The following is a 15,884-nucleotide window of genomic DNA, read 5'->3' as shown; positions in this document are numbered from 1 at the left end:
ATTGTCTCAGGCCGAGGCGCTGCCCAGAGCGGCCCGCGCGTCGACGAACGCCGCCACCGCGCGCTCGACGTCCGCGGTCGAGTGGGCGGCCGAGAGCTGCACCCGGATCCGGGCCTGGCCCATGGGGACCACCGGGTAGGAGAAGCCGATGACGTAGACGCCGCGCTCCAGCAGGAGCTCCGCCATCCGGGCCGCCTCCGCCGCGTCCCCGATCATCACGGGCGCGATGGCGTGGTCGCCGGGCAGGATCTCGAAGCCGGCCTCGGTCATCTTCGTGCGGAACAGCTTGGTGTTCTCCGTGAGCCGCTCGCGCAGGTCGCCGGCGGACTCCAGCAGGTCGAGGACCTTCAGGGAGGCGGCGGCGATGACCGGGGCGAGGGAGTTGGAGAACAGGTACGGGCGCGAGCGCTGGCGCAGCAGCTCCACGATCTCGGCGCGGGCGGCGACGTAGCCGCCGGACGCGCCGCCGAGGGCCTTGCCGAGGGTGCCGGTGATGATGTCGACGCGGTCCATGACCCCGTGCAGCTCCGGCGTGCCGCGCCCGCCGGGGCCGACGAAGCCGACGGCGTGCGAGTCGTCGACCATGACCATGGCGTCGTAGCGGTCGGCGAGGTCGCAGATCTCCGGCAGCGGGGCGACGTAGCCGTCCATGGAGAACACGCCGTCGGTGACGATCAGCTTGCGCCGGGCGCCGCCCTCGACGGCGGCCTTGAGCTGGGCCTCCAGGTCCGCCATGTCGCGGTTGGCGTAGCGGAAGCGGCGGGCCTTGGACAGGCGGATGCCGTCGATGATGGAGGCGTGGTTGAGGGCGTCGGAGATCACCGCGTCCTCGGCGCCGAGCAGGGTCTCGAAGACACCGCCGTTGGCGTCGAAGCAGGAGGAGTACAGGATCGTGTCCTCCTGGCCGAGGAACGCCGACAGCCGGGCCTCCAGCTCCTTGTGGACCTCCTGGGTGCCGCAGATGAAGCGCACGGACGCCATGCCGTAGCCCCAGCGGTCCAGGGCGTCCTTGGCGGCGGTGACGACGTCGGGGTGGTCGGCCAGACCCAGGTAGTTGTTGGCGCAGAAGTTGAGCACCTCGCCGGGCGCGCCGCCCGCGGTGACGTTGACGGCGGCGCTCTGCGGCGTGCCGATGACGCGCTCGGGCTTGTGCAGACCCGCCGCGCGGATCTCGTCGAGGGTGCTGCGCAGGTCGGCGCGTACGGACTCGAACATGGGCTTCGCTTTCTCCTTGTGGGTCCGGGGCGAAACGGACATCCGGGGCTGGTCGGGACGTACGCCCGAAGGCCGGGCGTGCGCCCCCGCGGGGCCGGGCGCGTGCCCGCCGCGGGACGGGACCGGTGGCGGGGCTACGCCGTCCAGTCCAGGATGATCTTGCCGCTGCGGGCGGTGGCGGCCTCGTCGAAGGCGGCCTCGAAGTCGCGGTGCGAGTAGCGGCCGGTGACGACCGGGCTGAGGTCGAGGCCGCCCTCCAGCAGCACGGTCATCGCGTACCACGTCTCGAACATCTCGCGGCCGTAGATGCCCTTGATGGTGATCATCGAGGTCACGATCCTGGCCCAGTCGACGGGGAACTCGTCGGCGGGCAGGCCGAGCACCGCGATCTTGCCGCCGTGGGTCATGTTGGCGATCATGTCGCGCATCGCCTCGGGGCGGCCGGACATCTCCAGGCCCACGTCGAAGCCCTCGCGCAGCCCCAGCCGGGCCTGGGCGTCGGCGATGGTGGCGTCGCTGACGTCGAGGGCCAAGGTGGCGCCCACCTTGCGGGCCAGCTCCAGGCGCTCGGGGCTGACGTCGGTGATGACGACGTTGCGGGCGCCGGCGTGCCGGGCGACGGCCGCCGCCATGATCCCGATCGGGCCGGCGCCGGTGATCAGCACGTCCTCGCCGACCAGGGGGAACGACAGCGCGGTGTGCACGGCGTTGCCGAAGGGGTCGAAGATCGCGGCGACGTCCAGGTCCACCTGGGTGCGGTGCACCCAGACGTTCTGGGCGGGCAGGACCACGTACTCGGCGAACGCGCCGTCCCGGCCCACGCCCAGGCCCAGGGTGCTGCGGCACAGGTGGCGGCGGCCGGCCAGGCAGTTGCGGCACTTGCCGCAGACCAGGTGGCCCTCGCCGCTGACCAGCGCGCCGATCTCGATGTCCCGGACGTCCGCACCGACCGCGGCGACCTCCCCGACGAACTCGTGCCCGAGCACCAGCGGGGTCTTGACCGCGCCCTGGGCCCAGCCGTCCCACGAGCGGATGTGCAGGTCGGTGCCGCAGATTCCGGTCCGCAGCACCTTGATGAGCACCTCCCCGGGTCCGTACTCGGGCTCCGGCACGTCCATGAGCCACAGTCCGGGCTCGGCCTTGTGCTTGACGAGTGCCTTCATGGGGTGGCTCCAGGCTTGCGAGGGAACGCCGTGCGCACGGGGGCACGTGCGGCGGTTCGGACGGGGACCAATCTGCCGAGACGGCGTTGATCAGTCCATCGAGGATTTCTTAAGCGGGTCGACAGCGGAGCTTCACGCCTATGCTCCTCCCGTGTCCCGGAGAGCAGCCGGGGCATCGATCGAGCCGGCGCGCCGGCGGCGAGCGAGGGCAAGGGTCCGGGGGACGGACCGGGGAGTGGGAGGTGGCGTTCGTGCCGAGCCTGCGCAGTCGCGCGCTGTCGGCCGCGCTGATGGCGACGGGGCGCCGCAAGCGGCTCGCGAGTGCCGAGGCGGTACGGGCCACGGTGGCGCTCGGCGTCCGCCGTCCGGCCTCGCACCTGCCTCCGCGTTCGCTGGGGCGGGTGGCGGACCTGTCGCGGACGTTCGTCGGGGCGTGGCCGGTGTACGACGCCCAGCCGCGCGGCGCCGAACCGGCGGCCCGGGTGCTGTACGTGCACGGCGGGACGTACGTCGACGAGCTGGAGCGCCCGCACTGGTCGATGGTGCGCACGCTGGTGACCCGGGCGCGGGCGCGCTGCGTGGTCCCGGCGTACATCCTGGCTCCGCGCGGCACCGCCGACCGGACGGTGCCGGTCGCCGCCGACCTGCTGAGCGGCCTGATCGCGGCCGGCGGCGCCGGCGGCACCGTGCTCATCGGGGACTCGGCCGGCGCCGGGCTGGCCCTGGCGGCGGCGCAGCGGCTGCGGGACCGGACCGGGGCCGGGCCCTCGCGGATCGTGCTGATCTCGCCGTGGCTGGACCTGACCGTGAGCCACCCGGACCAGGCGGAGATCGAACGGGCCGATCCGCTGCTGGCCCGCTCGGGGCTCGCGGAGGCCGGCCGGCTGTACGCGGGCAACCTGACGGCGGACGACCCGCGGGTGAGCCCGCTGCGCGGCTCGTTCGCCGGGCTCGCCCCGATCACCGTCTTCACGGGCACCCGGGACGTACTCACCACCGACAGCCGCGAACTCCTGCGCCGGGCCACCGCGGACGGCGTCGAGGTCGACTACCACGAGGAGCCCGGCCTGCCGCACGGGTACCCGCTGCTGCCGGTGCCCGAGGGCCGGGCGGCCCGCAACCGGATCGTGGAGATCGTCCGGTCGGCGGCGGGCTGACGCGCGGCCGGCCGACGCCCGCTCGCCGGCCGCCGATACGGCACCACCGCCGGGCGGGTTCAGGCCACGCAGGTCATCAGGGTGCTGACCGGGGAGCTGCGGTAGCCCGCCCAGTACGTCTCGTCCCACGTGGCGCAGGGCGGCGGGGTCTTGACGGGGTGCCAGCCGATCGAGGTGAAGCCGGCCTCGACCGCGGCCTCGCCGTACTCGGCGTGCGGCCATTCGCGGAACTCGAAGGGCTGGGGCGGGTCGATCAGGAACAGGGCCCGCAGCAGCGGGGCGTCCGCGTCCTGTTCGCGGACCCGGTCGACGATCCGCACCCCGTACGGCGACCAGTCCACGTGCGGGAAGGCGCCCGGGTTCGGGACGATGGCCAGCAGCCGGGCGCCGGGGCGCATGTTGTCGCGGATGCCGCGGAACATGGCGTGCAGAGCCGCCCGGTCCGGCGCGTAGTTGAACAGGTAGACGGCCGTGACCAGGTCGAACGGGCCGAGCGGGGGCAGCGCGGCCGCGTCCGCGACGACGTACTCGATGCCCTCCGAGCCCTCGGGATGGGCCCGCGCCCGTCTGATCGTCTCCTCGGAGGCGTCCACGCCCACCGTCCGCCGGGCCCCGGCCCGGGCCAGCAGCCGGGTGCAGTGGCCGTACCCGCAGGCGAGGTCGAGCGCGTCCAGGCCCTTGACCCCGCCGAGCGCGTCCAGCGCGTCCACCAGGGTGTGGGTGTCGGCGGCCGAGAAGGCGGCCGTGGTCGGGGACGGCTCGAAGCGCTCGCCGATGGTGTCGTACTGCTGCAGCATGATCGCTACCCTCCCCCGGGCCGGGCGGCGCCGGGGCGCCACCTGCCCGGCCTTCCCTCGGACGAGGGACCGGCGCCGCGCGCGTTCGGGCCAGTGGCCCGACGCCGACGCGGGCCAGTGGTCCGACGCCGACGCCCGGCACCGGGCGGCCGACCCGGCACCGGGCCCCGGCCCCGGCGCCGGGCGCTCCGCCCGCGTGCGGGGCCGTCGGACCGGGGCGCATGCTGGCTGTGTGGCGGGCAGAGCGGACGACGGGCCGGGGCCGGTCCTCGCCCGGGCCACGGTCGGCGCGGTGGAGGCCGTCGGTGGCTTCGCGGGCGGGGTCTACCTGTGCTCGGCGACTCCCAAACTGCTCAAGCTCGCGGTGCTGGCGGGGCTGCCCGCCCAGCTGTTCGAGCCGTGGTGGCACATGATCGAGAACCGGCCGTTCCCGGTCGCCGAGGCGCACCGGACCGGGCAGGCGGTGCTGCTGGCCGACGCCGAGGCCGCCATGCGGCGCTTCCCGCAGCTGATGGCCGGGCTGCCGTACCCGTTCGGGTCGCTGTACGAGCCGCTGGCCGCCGACGGGCGGAAGTTCGGGGTGCTGATGGTGCTGCGCCCGCCGACCCCGGGGCGGCCGGTGGGCCCCTCCGACCGGCGCCGGCTGCGTGAGGCGGCCGCCCGGCTGACCCGCGAGCTGGCCCGGCTGGCGGACCTGGGCGTGCCGGTGTGCTGGGAGGCCGACCCGCTGGGCCTGCAGCTGCCGCAGCCGTGCCGGCCCCCGCCCGGACCGGCGGCGGCGCCGTTCGAATGGGCGGCCGACGAGCCGGCCCCGGAGGCACTGACGGCGGGGTGGGCGGCCGAGGACCGGCTCGGGCTGTCCGCGGCCGCGGGCGCCCTCGCGGAGGGCCGGCCCGGGCGGGCGTACGTGCTGCCGGTGCAGGACGGCCGGGCCCGGCCCCACGCCGTGGAACTGCACGGCGGTGACGGACACCGGGTCCGGGCGGGCGCGTTCCCCGTCCCGCCCGGGGCCGCCGCGGACCGGCTGCCGCAGGCCGTGGTCGGCCTGGACCGGCTGGGGCGGGTGAGCTACGTCAACCGGGCCGCGCGGGAGCTGCTCGGGCCCGAGCCGGCCGGCCAGGTCCTGTGGGAGGCGCTCCCCTGGCTCGGCGGGCCCGCGCACGAGGACCACTTCCGTGCCGTGTTCATGTCCGGCGACCCGGTCGAGTTCGTGGCCCGGCACCCGTACGGCGTCTGGCAGGCGGTCGCCCTGCACGCCGACCGGGCCGGGGTGACCCTCCAGCTGACCTCGGCCGAGCAGCCGGTGTACGCGCCCGGCTCGGTGGTCCGCCCCGGCGGCGGCCTCGGCTCGCCCGCCGACCGGGCGTCGGCGCTGTACCGGCCGGTGGCGCTCGCCATCGCGCTGACGGAGGCGGTGACCGCCCGCCAGGTGTCGGCCGTGGTGACCGAGGAGCTGCTGCCCGCGTTCGGCGGCCGGCAGCTGGCCATCTACCTGCTGAGCGAGCAGCATCTGCACCTGGCCTGGGAGACCGGCTTCCCGGCGGGCTTCCTGGACCGTTTCGACGGGGTGGGGCTGGACGCCCGGCTGCCGGGCGTGGAGACCCTGACCACGGGGCGGCCGATCTTCTTCGAGTCGATGCAGCAGCTGGCCGCCGCCTATCCGGGCATCCCGCTGGACGCGGACGTCGGGGCGCGGGCGTTCCTGCCGCTGATCGCCTCGGGCCGCCCGGTCGGCTCGTGCATCCTCGGTTTCGACGCGCCCCGCGGCTTCAGCCCGGAGGAGCGTACGGTCCTCACCGCGCTCGCCGGGCTCATCGCGCAGGCGCTGGAGCGGGCGCAGCGCTACGACACCGAGGCGGCCCTGGCCCGGGGCCTGCAGGCCGCGCTGCTGCCGAACCGGCTGCCGGTGCTGCCGCACGTCGACACGGTCGGCCGGTACCTGCCGGGCACCCAGGGCCTGGACGTGGGCGGGGACTGGTACGACGTCATCGAGACCGGGGACGGGCTGCTGGCCCTGGTCATCGGGGACGTCCAGGGGCACGGGGTGGCCGCCGCCGCGACGATGGGGCAGCTGCGCAGCGCGGTCCGGGCGTTCGCGCTGAGCGGGAACGCGCCCGAGCAGGTCGTCGGCGGCACCAACCGGCTGCTCATCGACCTCGACCCGGGTCAGTTCGCGAGCTGCTGCTACGTCCTGCTCGACCCGGCGACGGGCGCGGCGCAGGCGGTCCGGGCCGGGCATCCGCAACCGCTGCTGCGGGCTCCGGACGGCCGGACCGAGGTGCTGGACCTGCCGGGCGGGGTGGTGCTCGGCGTGGACGGGGAGGCGGCGTACCCGGTGGCGGAGCTGGTGCTCGGGCCGGGGTCGGTGCTGGCCCTGTACACCGACGGGCTCGTGGAGCAGCCGGGCGAGGACATCGACCACGGCGTGGACCAGCTGCGGGCGGTGCTGGCCTCGGCGGGGCCGGGGCCGCTGACGGAGACCGCCGACCGGCTGATCAGCGAGGCCGGCCGGGCCGCCGACCGCCCGGACGACATCGCCCTGCTCCTGGCCTGCCGTACCGGGCGCTGACCGGACCGGCGGTAACCGGACCGGGCGCCGACCACGCCCGGCCGGCGGCCGGTCCGGTCGGGGCGGCGCCGCACAGGGCCCGGTCGCGCAGCTCCTCCAGGGCCGCGTCGGCGGGGTGCGGGAGCGGCCGGCCGGTGGCCTCGTCGAGGCGGTGGTACTTCGTGAGGTTCAGGCCCAGGGCGATCTGGCGGCTGCCGTCGGGGCTGGACAGGGCGAGGGTGCCGGCGCCCCACACGAGTCCGTCGTGGCCCCAGGCGGGCCCGCACGGCGTGTCCACGGAGTACAGGCCGAGCCCGTACCGCAGGACCACGGTGCCGTCCGGGGCCTCGACGGGCCGGGTCGCCCGCATGTGGTCGAGCTGGGCGGCGGGCAGCAGGGCGCCGCGCAGCAGCGCGCGGTAGAACGTGTCGAGGTCCTGCGCGGTGGAGACCAGCGCGGCCGCGGTGCCGGCCCAGGTCATGTTGTAGACGCTGTAGTCGCGCGGCGGGTCGTTCCGGCCGAAGAAGGCGTCGTACATCCGCGGGTGCGGGCCCTTGATCCTCGGGTCGGTGCCGGGGAAGTAGGTGTCGCGCAGGCCGGCCCTGCGGATCACGTCCTCGGTGATCACCTGCTCGGGGTCGCGGCCGGTGACCGCGCGCAGCAGCTCGCCGAGGACGACGTAGTTGGTGTTGGAGTAGCTCCAGTCGGTGCCCGGCTCGAAGAGCTGCGGCCGGCCCACGCCGTACGCCACGAGCCGCGCGGGGGCGACGGTCCGGTACCGCTCGGCGTCCAGGCTCGCCGGCGAGTTCTGCCGGAGGGAGGGGAAGGCGTCCGGCAGGAAGTCCGCGATGCCGCTGGTGTGGTTCAGCAGCATCCGCACGGTGACCTTGCGGCCGCGCTCGCCGGGGACGAGCTCGGGCAGGTAGGCGCCGACCGGCCGGTCCAGGTCCACGCGGCCGGCGGCGTTCTGCTGGAGCACGGCGACGGCGGTGAAGGACTTGGTGGTGCTGCCGACCCGGTGCCGCAGGTCGGCGCGCACGGGCCGGCCGGTGTCGCGGTCGGCGAACCCGGCGGCGCCGTCCCACCGCGCGGCGCCGTCGCGGACCGAGGCGAAGACGCCGTACACGCCGGCCCGGTGGACCGCGCGCAGGTCCTCGGCGAGCGCCGCGCGGTCGAGGGCGTGGGACGCGGCGGCTGCGCCGGTGGGGGCGGCTCCCGCCGCCACGGCGAGCAGGGCCGGCAGCAGCGCCGAGGCCGCGGCGGTACGGAGCCGGCGACGAGGGCGGTGGCGAGGGCAGCGGCGAGGGCGGTGACGGTCGAGGCACGCGGGACGGCGCATCCGGTCCTCCCCTTCCGAACGGCCCGGCAGGGCCTTCGACGATCGGACGCTCACGGTCTCCTCGATTCTCGGCGCCGGCGGCACGCGTTCCCTCGTGCCGCGGGACGATCCCGGACCGGTCGACGTCATCAGGAAGATGCAGGCGCGCTCGGGGACGACCGGGTGCTCCGGGTGCCGGGGCGGCCCGGTGGGCGAAGACTGGAGGTGAGGGGACCCCGGTCCCCGGGGCCGCTCGGCCCCCCGCCACCGGCGTCCCCGCCGCCGGACGTGAGGGGAGGGACCCCTCGCTCGCCCGGACCCGGGAGGCGACAGGCAATGAGCGGCATCTTCGGTGACACCCTCACCTACACGCAGGAAGACGGCGGCGAGGTCCGACTCGTCACCTTCGGCGACGACAAGTACGCGCGCTACGAGACCCTCGACGGCTGGTCCGTCGTCTACGACGCCACCCAGGGGCGCTACTGCTACGCCACCGACGACGGCGGCGGGGACGAGCGCCGGTTCGTCTCCACGGGCGTCCCGATCTCCCAGCCGCCGCCCGCCGGTCTGCCCCGGCACCTGAGGGAGGGTCAGCTCTACCGGCGCGAGCGGGTCAAGGCCCGGCTGATGGACATGGTCCCGCCGAGCGAGCGCGCCGCCCTGGACCCCGACACCCTGCTCACCTTCGGCCCGCAGCAGGGGCTGCTGCCCGGCGACGCGCTCACCGAGGGCGACGTCCAGGGCCTGACCATCCTGGTCGACTTCCCCGGCACGCCCACCGACGTCCCGGTGGACGCCGTCGAGGCGCTGCTCAACGCCCCGGACTTCACGGCGAACGGCAACACCTGCTCGGTCAAGGGGTTCTTCGAGACCATGTCGACGGGCCGGCTCCGGTTCACCAACACCGTGGTCGGCCCGTACCGGCTGAGCCGGCCCAGGCTCGCGTACACCCTGCCGGCCAACCAGGGGCTGCTGGTGCCCGAGGCGCTGCAGGCGGCCCTCGACGACGGCGTCGACTTCGGCCGGTTCGACTCGCTGGGGCGCGGCGTGGTGGACTCGATCTGCATCATGTACGCCGGCCGCACCGAGTTCCGCGGCGACCTGTGGCCGCACAACTCCCGCTTCCTGGCCGAGATCGACGGCGTGACCACCAACTTCTACACCGTCACCAGCATCGGCGAGAGCGCGGCCGACCTCAGCATCGGCACGTTCTGCCACGAGAGCGGGCACCTGCTGTGCCGGTGGCCGGACCTGTACGACTACGGCAAGATCGAGCGCGAGGGCGACGACTTCACCAGCGCGGGCCTGGGCACCTACTGCACGATGGCGGCCGGCAACCACCTGGGCCGCGGCTTCGTCCCGTCCGCGGTCTGCGTCTACCTGCGCCGGCTGGTGGGCTGGACCCGGGACGTGGACATCTCCGAGCCGGGCACGTACGAAGCGCGGCACGGCGCGTACGACGAGGCGCTGGTCTTCCCGCACCCGGGGCGCCGCGACATCGAGTACTACCTGGTCGAGAACCGCAGCAGCATCGGCTTCGACGCGGAGCTGACCTCCAGCGGGCTGGCCGTGTACCACTGCGACATCCGGGGCTCGAACGAGTTCCAGCAGGGCACCCCGACCCGTCACTACCAGTGCGCGCTGCTGCAGGCGGACGGCCACATGGACCTGGAGACCAACCGCAACCAGGGCGACGGCGCCGACCTGTACGGCCCCACGCCGGGCACCGCCGTCTCGCACGGCAGCCGGCCGGCGTCACTGTGGTGGGACGGCACCGAGTCCGGCTTGACGCTGTCCTCGATCAGCGCGCCCGGCGAGGTCATCACCTTCCGCACCGGTGAACGGGGTGTCGCCGGGACCCAGGTGGAGGGCGCGTCCACGCCCGGGGCGGCGATCGTGGACGACAGCCTCGGCGGGCTGACCGACGCGATCGTCCTGGAGGCGGAGGGCACGGTGCAGGAGCTGACCGTCACGGTCGACATCGAGCACCCGCGGGTCGGCGACCTGCGGGTGGTGCTGCTGTCGCCGACCGGTCGGCGGGCGGTGCTGCACAACCGGACCGGCGGGGATGCGAAGGATCTGCGGCTGACCCTGGGTTCGCAGCCGCCCACGCCGCTGGCACCGCTGCTCGGCGACGGCGTGCGGGGCACGTGGAAGCTGAAGGTGGCCGACGTGGCGGCACCGGCGGCGGGGACGCTGCTCGGGTGGTCGCTCACGGTCCGCACGGGCACCTGAGCCCCGGGCGGCGCACGGCGGCGTACCCGGCGGCGTACGGGGGCCGCGGGGGCGTGTCGGGGGGCCGCAGGGGCGTGTCGGGCCGGGGAGCCGGGTCGGGCGTGTCACGCTCGGGCGTCATGGACGCGCGTACGCCCGGTCCGCCGGGCCCGTCGATCACCCGCGTCATGGTCGTCCTGACCGCGGTGACGGGGCTGGTCGAGGCGGTGAGCCTGCTGGCGCTCGGGCCGGTGTTCACCGCGATGCAGACCGGCAACCTGCTCTTCCTCTCCTTCGGCGTCGCGGGCGCCGGCCGCGTCGGTGCCTTCCCGGTGCTGGCCCCGGCGCTGTCGCTGGTCGCGTTCGCGGCGGGGGTGGTCGCGGGTGCCCGGCTGGAGGCCACGGCCGAGGCCCGCGGCCGACGCTGGTTCGTGCTCGCGCTCTTCGCGGAGGCGGGGCTGCTGGCGTGCGCCGCAGGCGCGGGGTGGGGCCTCGCACCGCGCTACGGCTCCCCCACCCACCGGCACCTGGCGGTGACCGCCCTGCTGGCGTTCACGATGGGCCTGCGCAACGTCACCAGCATGCGGGTGGGGGTGGTGGGCGTGCCGACCACCTTGTCGACGCGGACCCTGACCGGCCTCCTCGGGGGCGTCCTCGGCCATGACGGCTCGTTCGCCCGGGGCGGGGCCACCTGGCAGCGGCGGGCCGCCGCGGTGGTGGCGATGTTCGCGGGCGGGGCGGCCGGGGCCCTGCTGGTGCGGGCCGGCTGGCCGGTGGCGCAACTGCTGGCGCCGGCCGCCCTGCTGGTGCTGGCCCTCGCCCTGTTCGAACGGACCCGGCCCCGCCTGCGGCCTGCCTGACCCCGCCGCCGCCCCTCAGGCCGCGGCCCGGCCGCTGCGGGCCAGCGCGAACACGCCCGTGACGATCAGCGCGACCCCGAGCAGCTGCGGCACCAGCCACCACCCGGACCGGACGTGCTCCTCGTAGAGCAGGACGCCGAGCAGCAGGCTCACGCTCGCGTCGCCCAGGGTCAGGGCGGGCTGGGAGGCGACCAGCGGCCCGCCCTGCATGGCGTGTTCGAGCAGCAGCAGGGCGCAGAGCCCGGCGGCGGCGAACGCGTACGTCTGCCAGGCGGTCAGGAACCCGGTGATCCCGCCCTCGTCGAGCAGGTGCATGGAGGTCTTCATCAGCGCCGCGGTCAGGGCGTAGCAGACGGCGGTGGCTGCGCCCAGACAGCCCGCCCGGGCCCGGCCGGGCGGCCGGCGCAGTCCGGCGGCGGCCAGGGCGAGCACGGCGGCCCCGCAGACGACCAGCGCGGGCAGCCACCGGTCCAGGGCCACGTGCGTGCGGTTGCCCGACGGCGCGGCGGCGACGAGCGCGAGGCCCAGCCCGGCCACCACGCCCGCCACCGCCAGCCACAGGGCGCCGGGCATCGGCCGGCGGGCCATCAGCGAGGCGATCAGCAGGGCGAGCGGCAGCTCCAGCACGAACAGCGGCTGGACGAGCGAGAGCGGCCCGGTGGCCAGCGCCGCCGCCTGGCCGGCGCCGGCGACGATCACGGCGAGGATCCCGGCCAGCCAGACCGGCCGGCGCAGCAGGTCGAGGACCAGTCCGGCCCGGAAGCCCTGGTGCTGCGCGACGGTGAGGGCCGCGCGCCGCTGGAGCACGGTGGCCAGCGCGTTGCTGACCGCGGCCAGCAGCGCGAAGAGGACCGGCAGGACGACGCCCATGGGCCGATCCTCGCCGCGCGGGCGGGCCGGGTGCGGCAGGCACCGCGCGGGCGGCGGCCGCGGGCCCCGGTCGGGCGAATCCGGTGGCGCGGGCGTGGGGCGGGCGCGCGGGGGTGGTACCTCGATGGGCATGGAGCCCCAGGTGTCCCCCGTCCTGCGCCGGGCGGCGGCGTACGCGTGGCGGCTGATCGCCGTCGGCGTGGCCGTGTACGGGATCTTCATGGTGCTGGGCCGGTTCCACGAGATCGGCATCGCGCTCTTCGTGGCGCTGGTGATCACGGCGCTGCTGCGGCCCGTGGCGGATCTGGCGGCCCGGTTGCTGCCGCGTGGGCTCGCGGTGGCCCTGTCGCTGGTGGGGAGCATCGCCTTCACGCTGGGGGTGCTGGCGCTGGTGGGCGAGGCGGTGGCCGGGGAGAGCGCACGGCTGGTGCGGGAGTTCCGGGAGGGGTTGGAGAGCATCGAGACCTGGCTGGAACGGCCGCCGTTCCGGCTGGATCCGGGGGCGTTGTCCGGACTGCAGGCGCGGATCGGGGACTACCTCGGCACCCATCGCTCGGCGCTGCTCACCACGGCGCTCAGCGGGGCGAGCCAGGTGGTCAAGGTGCTGACCGTGCTGGTGCTGTCGCTGTTCTGCGCGGTGTTCTTCATCCACTCGGGCGACCGGCACTGGGCGTGGTTCTGCGGGCAGCTGCCGGCGGGCGCGCGCGAGCGGTGGGAGGTGGGCGGGCGCGCGGCGTGGCGGACGTTCACCGGGTACACCCACGGCATCGTGCTGGTGGCGGGCACCAACGCGATCCTGGTCGGCCTGGCGCTGTACTTCCTCGGGGTGCCGCTCGCGGTGCCGCTGGCGCTGCTGGAGTTCGTGGCCGCGTTCGTGCCGCTGGTCGGCTCGCCGATCGCGCTGGCGGTCGCGGCGGTGGTGGCGCTGGCGGCGAAGGGGCCGCTGGTGGCGGGCGTCGTGGTCGCGCTGATCGTGGTGATCGGGCAGATCGAGGGGCACCTGCTGCACCCGCTGGTGATGAGCTGGGCGGTGCGGCTGCACCCGGTGGTGGTGGCCGTCTCGGTGATCGCGGGGGCCATCGCCGCCGGGGTGGTGGGCGCGGTGGTGGCGGTGCCGCTGGTGTCGGTCGTCTGGTCGGCGTACACGGCCCTGCGCGCCCTCTCCCACCGTCCGCCCCCGCCGGACCCGGCGGGTCCGGCCCCCGCCGACCCGCCCGTTCCGCACCCGTAGGACACCGCACGGAGGACCGCGCTCGGGCGAGCGACCGCACCCCCGCCCCGCCCCGCGATCTCCCGTTCGCCCGTTCTCGCGTTCAAACTGATGAACCCTCACCGCTCGTGACGGTCGGAATTCACGATGTGATCGACGGATGAAGATTGTACTGAATTCACGTCAACAAGCTTTTCCCGATGATCTCGATTCGATAACGAGATCCTTAAAAAGGCCTGGACCATTCACGTGCGACGCGCGTAACTCGCCTTCTCTGCAAGGTAATTGATTGTTCGTCAAATCGAACCACGAGGTAACGGAACGGATTCTTGGCCGCGGAACCCGTTTGTCCGAATTCTCCGCCGATCCCGTCTGGCAGGCTTCCGCGCACCCACTCTCCTGACCAAGGAAATGAGGTGCGCATGTCCAGGCATCGAAGACTGAAAGAGCGTCAGCGACCGCCCAGGCGACGGTTCATAGGCATCACCGCCGCCATGGCCGTCGCGGCCGCCATAGCCGGCGGTGTCGCGTACGAAGCCGGTCGCGACAACGCTCCGCCGAGCACCGTGGATCTCGCCGCTCCGGCCGTGGAGGCCGAGCCGGCCGCCGCGCCCGCCCGGGACAAGGACCCCGAGCCGCTGAGCGCGATGCCGGCCAACGACCCGCCGCGCGGCATGATCTACGACGGACTGAAGATCGCCCCGAAGGGCGACCGCTGTGCGGGCGTCTACAGCACCGAGACCGGGCTGTGCACGCACGGTCCCGACGCCCCGCCGAGCGGCGTCGACATCAAGAAGGACACCCAGCCCGCGGTCAAGGCGGTCGCCGAGGCCGCCGACCCGGCGAAGCCCGAGGCCGAGGACCCGGCCCCCGAGCAGTCCGGCGGACGTTCTCAGGCCACGCCCGCCGTCGACGCCCAGGCCACCCCGAGCGGCAGCGCCGCCGCCCCGCCCGCCGCCCCCTCCGGGCAGCAGAAGACCGCCGCGGCCGGCCCCGCCGGCCAGACCGTCCAGTGCGACGGCGACGGCAGCACCGGCAACCGCGTGCAGGTCGTCTACGTCCACCCGCCGGGCAAGGACCGCTACTCCGAGTACGTCGCGTCCTTCCGCAAGTGGGCCGCCGACGCCGACCTCATCTACGCGAACAGCGCCCAGGAGACCGGCGGTGTGCGCCACATCCGCTACGTGACCAACGCGGACTGCACCCCGACCGTGATGAGCATCGAACTCCCGGCCTCCGCACTGGCCGAGTTCAACGCCACCAACCGGGCGCTCGCGGCCAAGGGCCTCGACCGCAAGGACCGCAAGTACATGATCTTCGCCGACTCGCAGGTCTACTGCGGCATCGGCACCTTCAACGGGGACGAGCGGCCCGGTCAGAACAACCTCAGCAATTTCGGCCCCTCCTACGGCCGCACCGACACGGGCTGCTGGGGCGGCCACACGGCGGCGCACGAGCTCGGGCACAACCTGGGCGCGGTCAACAACAGCGCCCCCAACACCAGCCGGGGCGCGCACTGCACCGACGAGTGGGACGTCATGTGCTACTCGGACACCCCGTACTACCCGCAGATGCGCAACATCTGCACCAACAAGGCGTCCGAGAACATCCTCGACTGCAACCACGACGACTACTTCCACACCAGTCCGAAGCCGGGCAGCTACCTGGCGACGCACTGGAACATCGCGGACAACCAGTTCCTGATGAAGTCGCGCGGCGGTGGCGGCACCGACCCGGGCCCGAACCCCAGCCCCAAGCCGACCCCGACGCCCACCCCGTCGCCGAGCGGCTCCACCAAGCCGGGCGCCGGCCCGAATGTGACGGTCGGTCAGATCCGGGCGGACTCGGCGGTCGTCAGCTGGCCGCAGGTGCCGAACGCGGCCTGGTACCAGGTGATGTTCAACGGCAAGCACCTGACCTGGGTGCAGGGCACGGTCCTGCGGATCTACAACCTCAGGCCCGGGACCTCGTACACGGTGGCGGTCTCCGTCCGTGACACGGCGGGCCGCGACAGCGGACCCGGCAAGGCCACGTCCTTCCGCACGACCGGCGCGGGCGACACCACCACCACGCCGAACACCCGCTACCAGCTCGGCAACGGCAGCACCGGCCTGAACGCCGAGCTGTGGGGCGGCCGCAGCGCCGACGGCGCGGTCCTGGTCGGCTCCCGCGGCAACGGCTACGCGCACCAGCAGTGGTACTTCGACGACGCGGGCGGCGGCCACGTCCGGATCCGGTCCGTCTCCTCGGGCAAGTGCCTCCAGCCGGGTGGCACCCCCACGGCCGGCATGTGGATCGCCCAGCAGCCCTGCGACACCGGCTCCACCGCCCAGCAGTGGAAGGTGACGGCGAACGGCGGATCGGTCGTCGTGACCGAGCGCAGCGGCGCCTTCGCCCTGACGGTCAGCAACCGCCCGTACTACGGCGCCCAGCTGCTCGACCTCCAGCGGGCGGACGGCCGCCCGGCCCAGAGCTGGACGGCGCAGAAGGTCGGCTGACCGGCCTTCCCCCTCGGGGCACCTGGTGCCGTGT

The 15,884-nt window shown here is 74.6% G+C and carries 11 protein-coding genes; 6 read left to right on the top strand and 5 right to left on the bottom strand.

Features of this window, described 5'->3' with window-relative positions; all coding sequences use genetic code 11:
• Positions 1-6: 6 nt before the first annotated feature.
• On the bottom strand, positions 7-1,215 hold the full coding sequence (locus LG632_RS07810) for a glycine C-acetyltransferase (protein WP_226726114.1): 1,209 nt from the start codon (positions 1,213-1,215) through the stop codon (positions 7-9).
• A gap of 134 nt (positions 1,216-1,349) precedes the next feature.
• Positions 1,350-2,378 (bottom strand): L-threonine 3-dehydrogenase, encoded by a 1,029-nt coding sequence (gene tdh / locus LG632_RS07805; RefSeq protein WP_226726113.1) that lies wholly within the window; start codon positions 2,376-2,378, stop codon positions 1,350-1,352.
• Between the two features lie 242 nt (positions 2,379-2,620).
• Here tdh and LG632_RS07800 point away from each other — a divergent pair, with 242 nt between their 5' ends.
• A complete protein-coding gene (locus LG632_RS07800) occupies positions 2,621-3,535 on the top strand; it encodes an alpha/beta hydrolase fold domain-containing protein (protein ID WP_226726112.1) in 915 nt (304 codons plus the stop codon).
• A gap of 59 nt (positions 3,536-3,594) precedes the next feature.
• Here the strand turns inward: LG632_RS07800 and LG632_RS07795 are convergent, their stop codons facing one another.
• Complete coding sequence (locus LG632_RS07795; RefSeq protein ID WP_226726111.1) at positions 3,595-4,332, bottom strand: class I SAM-dependent methyltransferase; 738 nt, start codon at positions 4,330-4,332, stop codon at positions 3,595-3,597.
• Between the two features lie 232 nt (positions 4,333-4,564).
• On the opposite strand from LG632_RS07795, the gene LG632_RS07790 reads away from it, so the two are divergent.
• Entirely contained in the window at positions 4,565-6,901 is a 2,337-nt protein-coding gene (locus tag LG632_RS07790) for a SpoIIE family protein phosphatase (protein ID WP_226726110.1), read from the top strand.
• On the opposite strand, the gene LG632_RS07785 is transcribed toward LG632_RS07790, so the two are convergent.
• Positions 6,828-8,219: a serine hydrolase domain-containing protein gene (locus LG632_RS07785; RefSeq protein ID WP_226726109.1), complete on the bottom strand. Its 1,392-nt coding sequence runs from the start codon at positions 8,217-8,219 to the stop codon at positions 6,828-6,830. The two genes, LG632_RS07790 and LG632_RS07785, sit on opposite strands and share 74 nt — an antisense overlap.
• Positions 8,220-8,534: 315 nt before the next feature.
• Between LG632_RS07785 and LG632_RS07780 the strand changes: the two genes are divergently transcribed.
• Together LG632_RS07780 and LG632_RS07775 are read left to right on the top strand one after the other, a co-directional pair.
• Positions 8,535-10,433, top strand: a complete 1,899-nt coding sequence (locus LG632_RS07780) for a M6 family metalloprotease domain-containing protein (RefSeq protein WP_226726108.1) — start codon at positions 8,535-8,537, stop codon at positions 10,431-10,433.
• A 119-nt stretch (positions 10,434-10,552) separates the two neighbouring features.
• On the top strand, positions 10,553-11,272 hold the full coding sequence (locus LG632_RS07775) for a YoaK family protein (RefSeq protein WP_226726107.1): 720 nt from the start codon (positions 10,553-10,555) through the stop codon (positions 11,270-11,272).
• 15 nt (positions 11,273-11,287) lie between these two features.
• On the opposite strand, the gene LG632_RS07770 is transcribed toward LG632_RS07775, so the two are convergent.
• Complete coding sequence (locus LG632_RS07770; RefSeq protein ID WP_226726106.1) at positions 11,288-12,142, bottom strand: DMT family transporter; 855 nt, start codon at positions 12,140-12,142, stop codon at positions 11,288-11,290.
• A 124-nt stretch (positions 12,143-12,266) separates the two neighbouring features.
• Between LG632_RS07770 and LG632_RS07765 the strand changes: the two genes are divergently transcribed.
• Positions 12,267-13,373: an AI-2E family transporter gene (locus LG632_RS07765; protein WP_226726105.1), complete on the top strand. Its 1,107-nt coding sequence runs from the start codon at positions 12,267-12,269 to the stop codon at positions 13,371-13,373.
• A gap of 473 nt (positions 13,374-13,846) precedes the next feature.
• Positions 13,847-15,850: an RICIN domain-containing protein gene (locus LG632_RS07760; RefSeq protein ID WP_226726104.1), complete on the top strand. Its 2,004-nt coding sequence runs from the start codon at positions 13,847-13,849 to the stop codon at positions 15,848-15,850.
• Positions 15,851-15,884: the final 34 nt, after the last annotated feature.

Source organism: Streptomyces antimicrobicus, assembly GCF_020532625.1.
In the GTDB taxonomy this organism is placed as follows: domain Bacteria; phylum Actinomycetota; class Actinomycetes; order Streptomycetales; family Streptomycetaceae; genus Streptomyces; species Streptomyces antimicrobicus.
This window is presented reverse-complemented; position numbering and strand designations above follow the sequence as displayed.

Coding starts and splice junctions, on each gene's coding strand:
- LG632_RS07810 (WP_226726114.1), bottom strand. CDS start 1,215: ATGTTCGAGTCCGTACGCGCCGACCTGCGCAGCACCCTCGACGAGATC.
- tdh (WP_226726113.1), bottom strand. CDS start 2,378: ATGAAGGCACTCGTCAAGCACAAGGCCGAGCCCGGACTGTGGCTCATG.
- LG632_RS07795 (WP_226726111.1), bottom strand. CDS start 4,332: ATGCTGCAGCAGTACGACACCATCGGCGAGCGCTTCGAGCCGTCCCCG.
- LG632_RS07785 (WP_226726109.1), bottom strand. CDS start 8,219: ATGCGCCGTCCCGCGTGCCTCGACCGTCACCGCCCTCGCCGCTGCCCT.
- LG632_RS07780 (WP_226726108.1), top strand. CDS start 8,535: ATGAGCGGCATCTTCGGTGACACCCTCACCTACACGCAGGAAGACGGC.
- LG632_RS07775 (WP_226726107.1), top strand. CDS start 10,553: ATGGACGCGCGTACGCCCGGTCCGCCGGGCCCGTCGATCACCCGCGTC.
- LG632_RS07770 (WP_226726106.1), bottom strand. CDS start 12,142: ATGGGCGTCGTCCTGCCGGTCCTCTTCGCGCTGCTGGCCGCGGTCAGC.
- LG632_RS07765 (WP_226726105.1), top strand. CDS start 12,267: ATGGGCATGGAGCCCCAGGTGTCCCCCGTCCTGCGCCGGGCGGCGGCG.
- LG632_RS07760 (WP_226726104.1), top strand. CDS start 13,847: ATGGCCGTCGCGGCCGCCATAGCCGGCGGTGTCGCGTACGAAGCCGGT.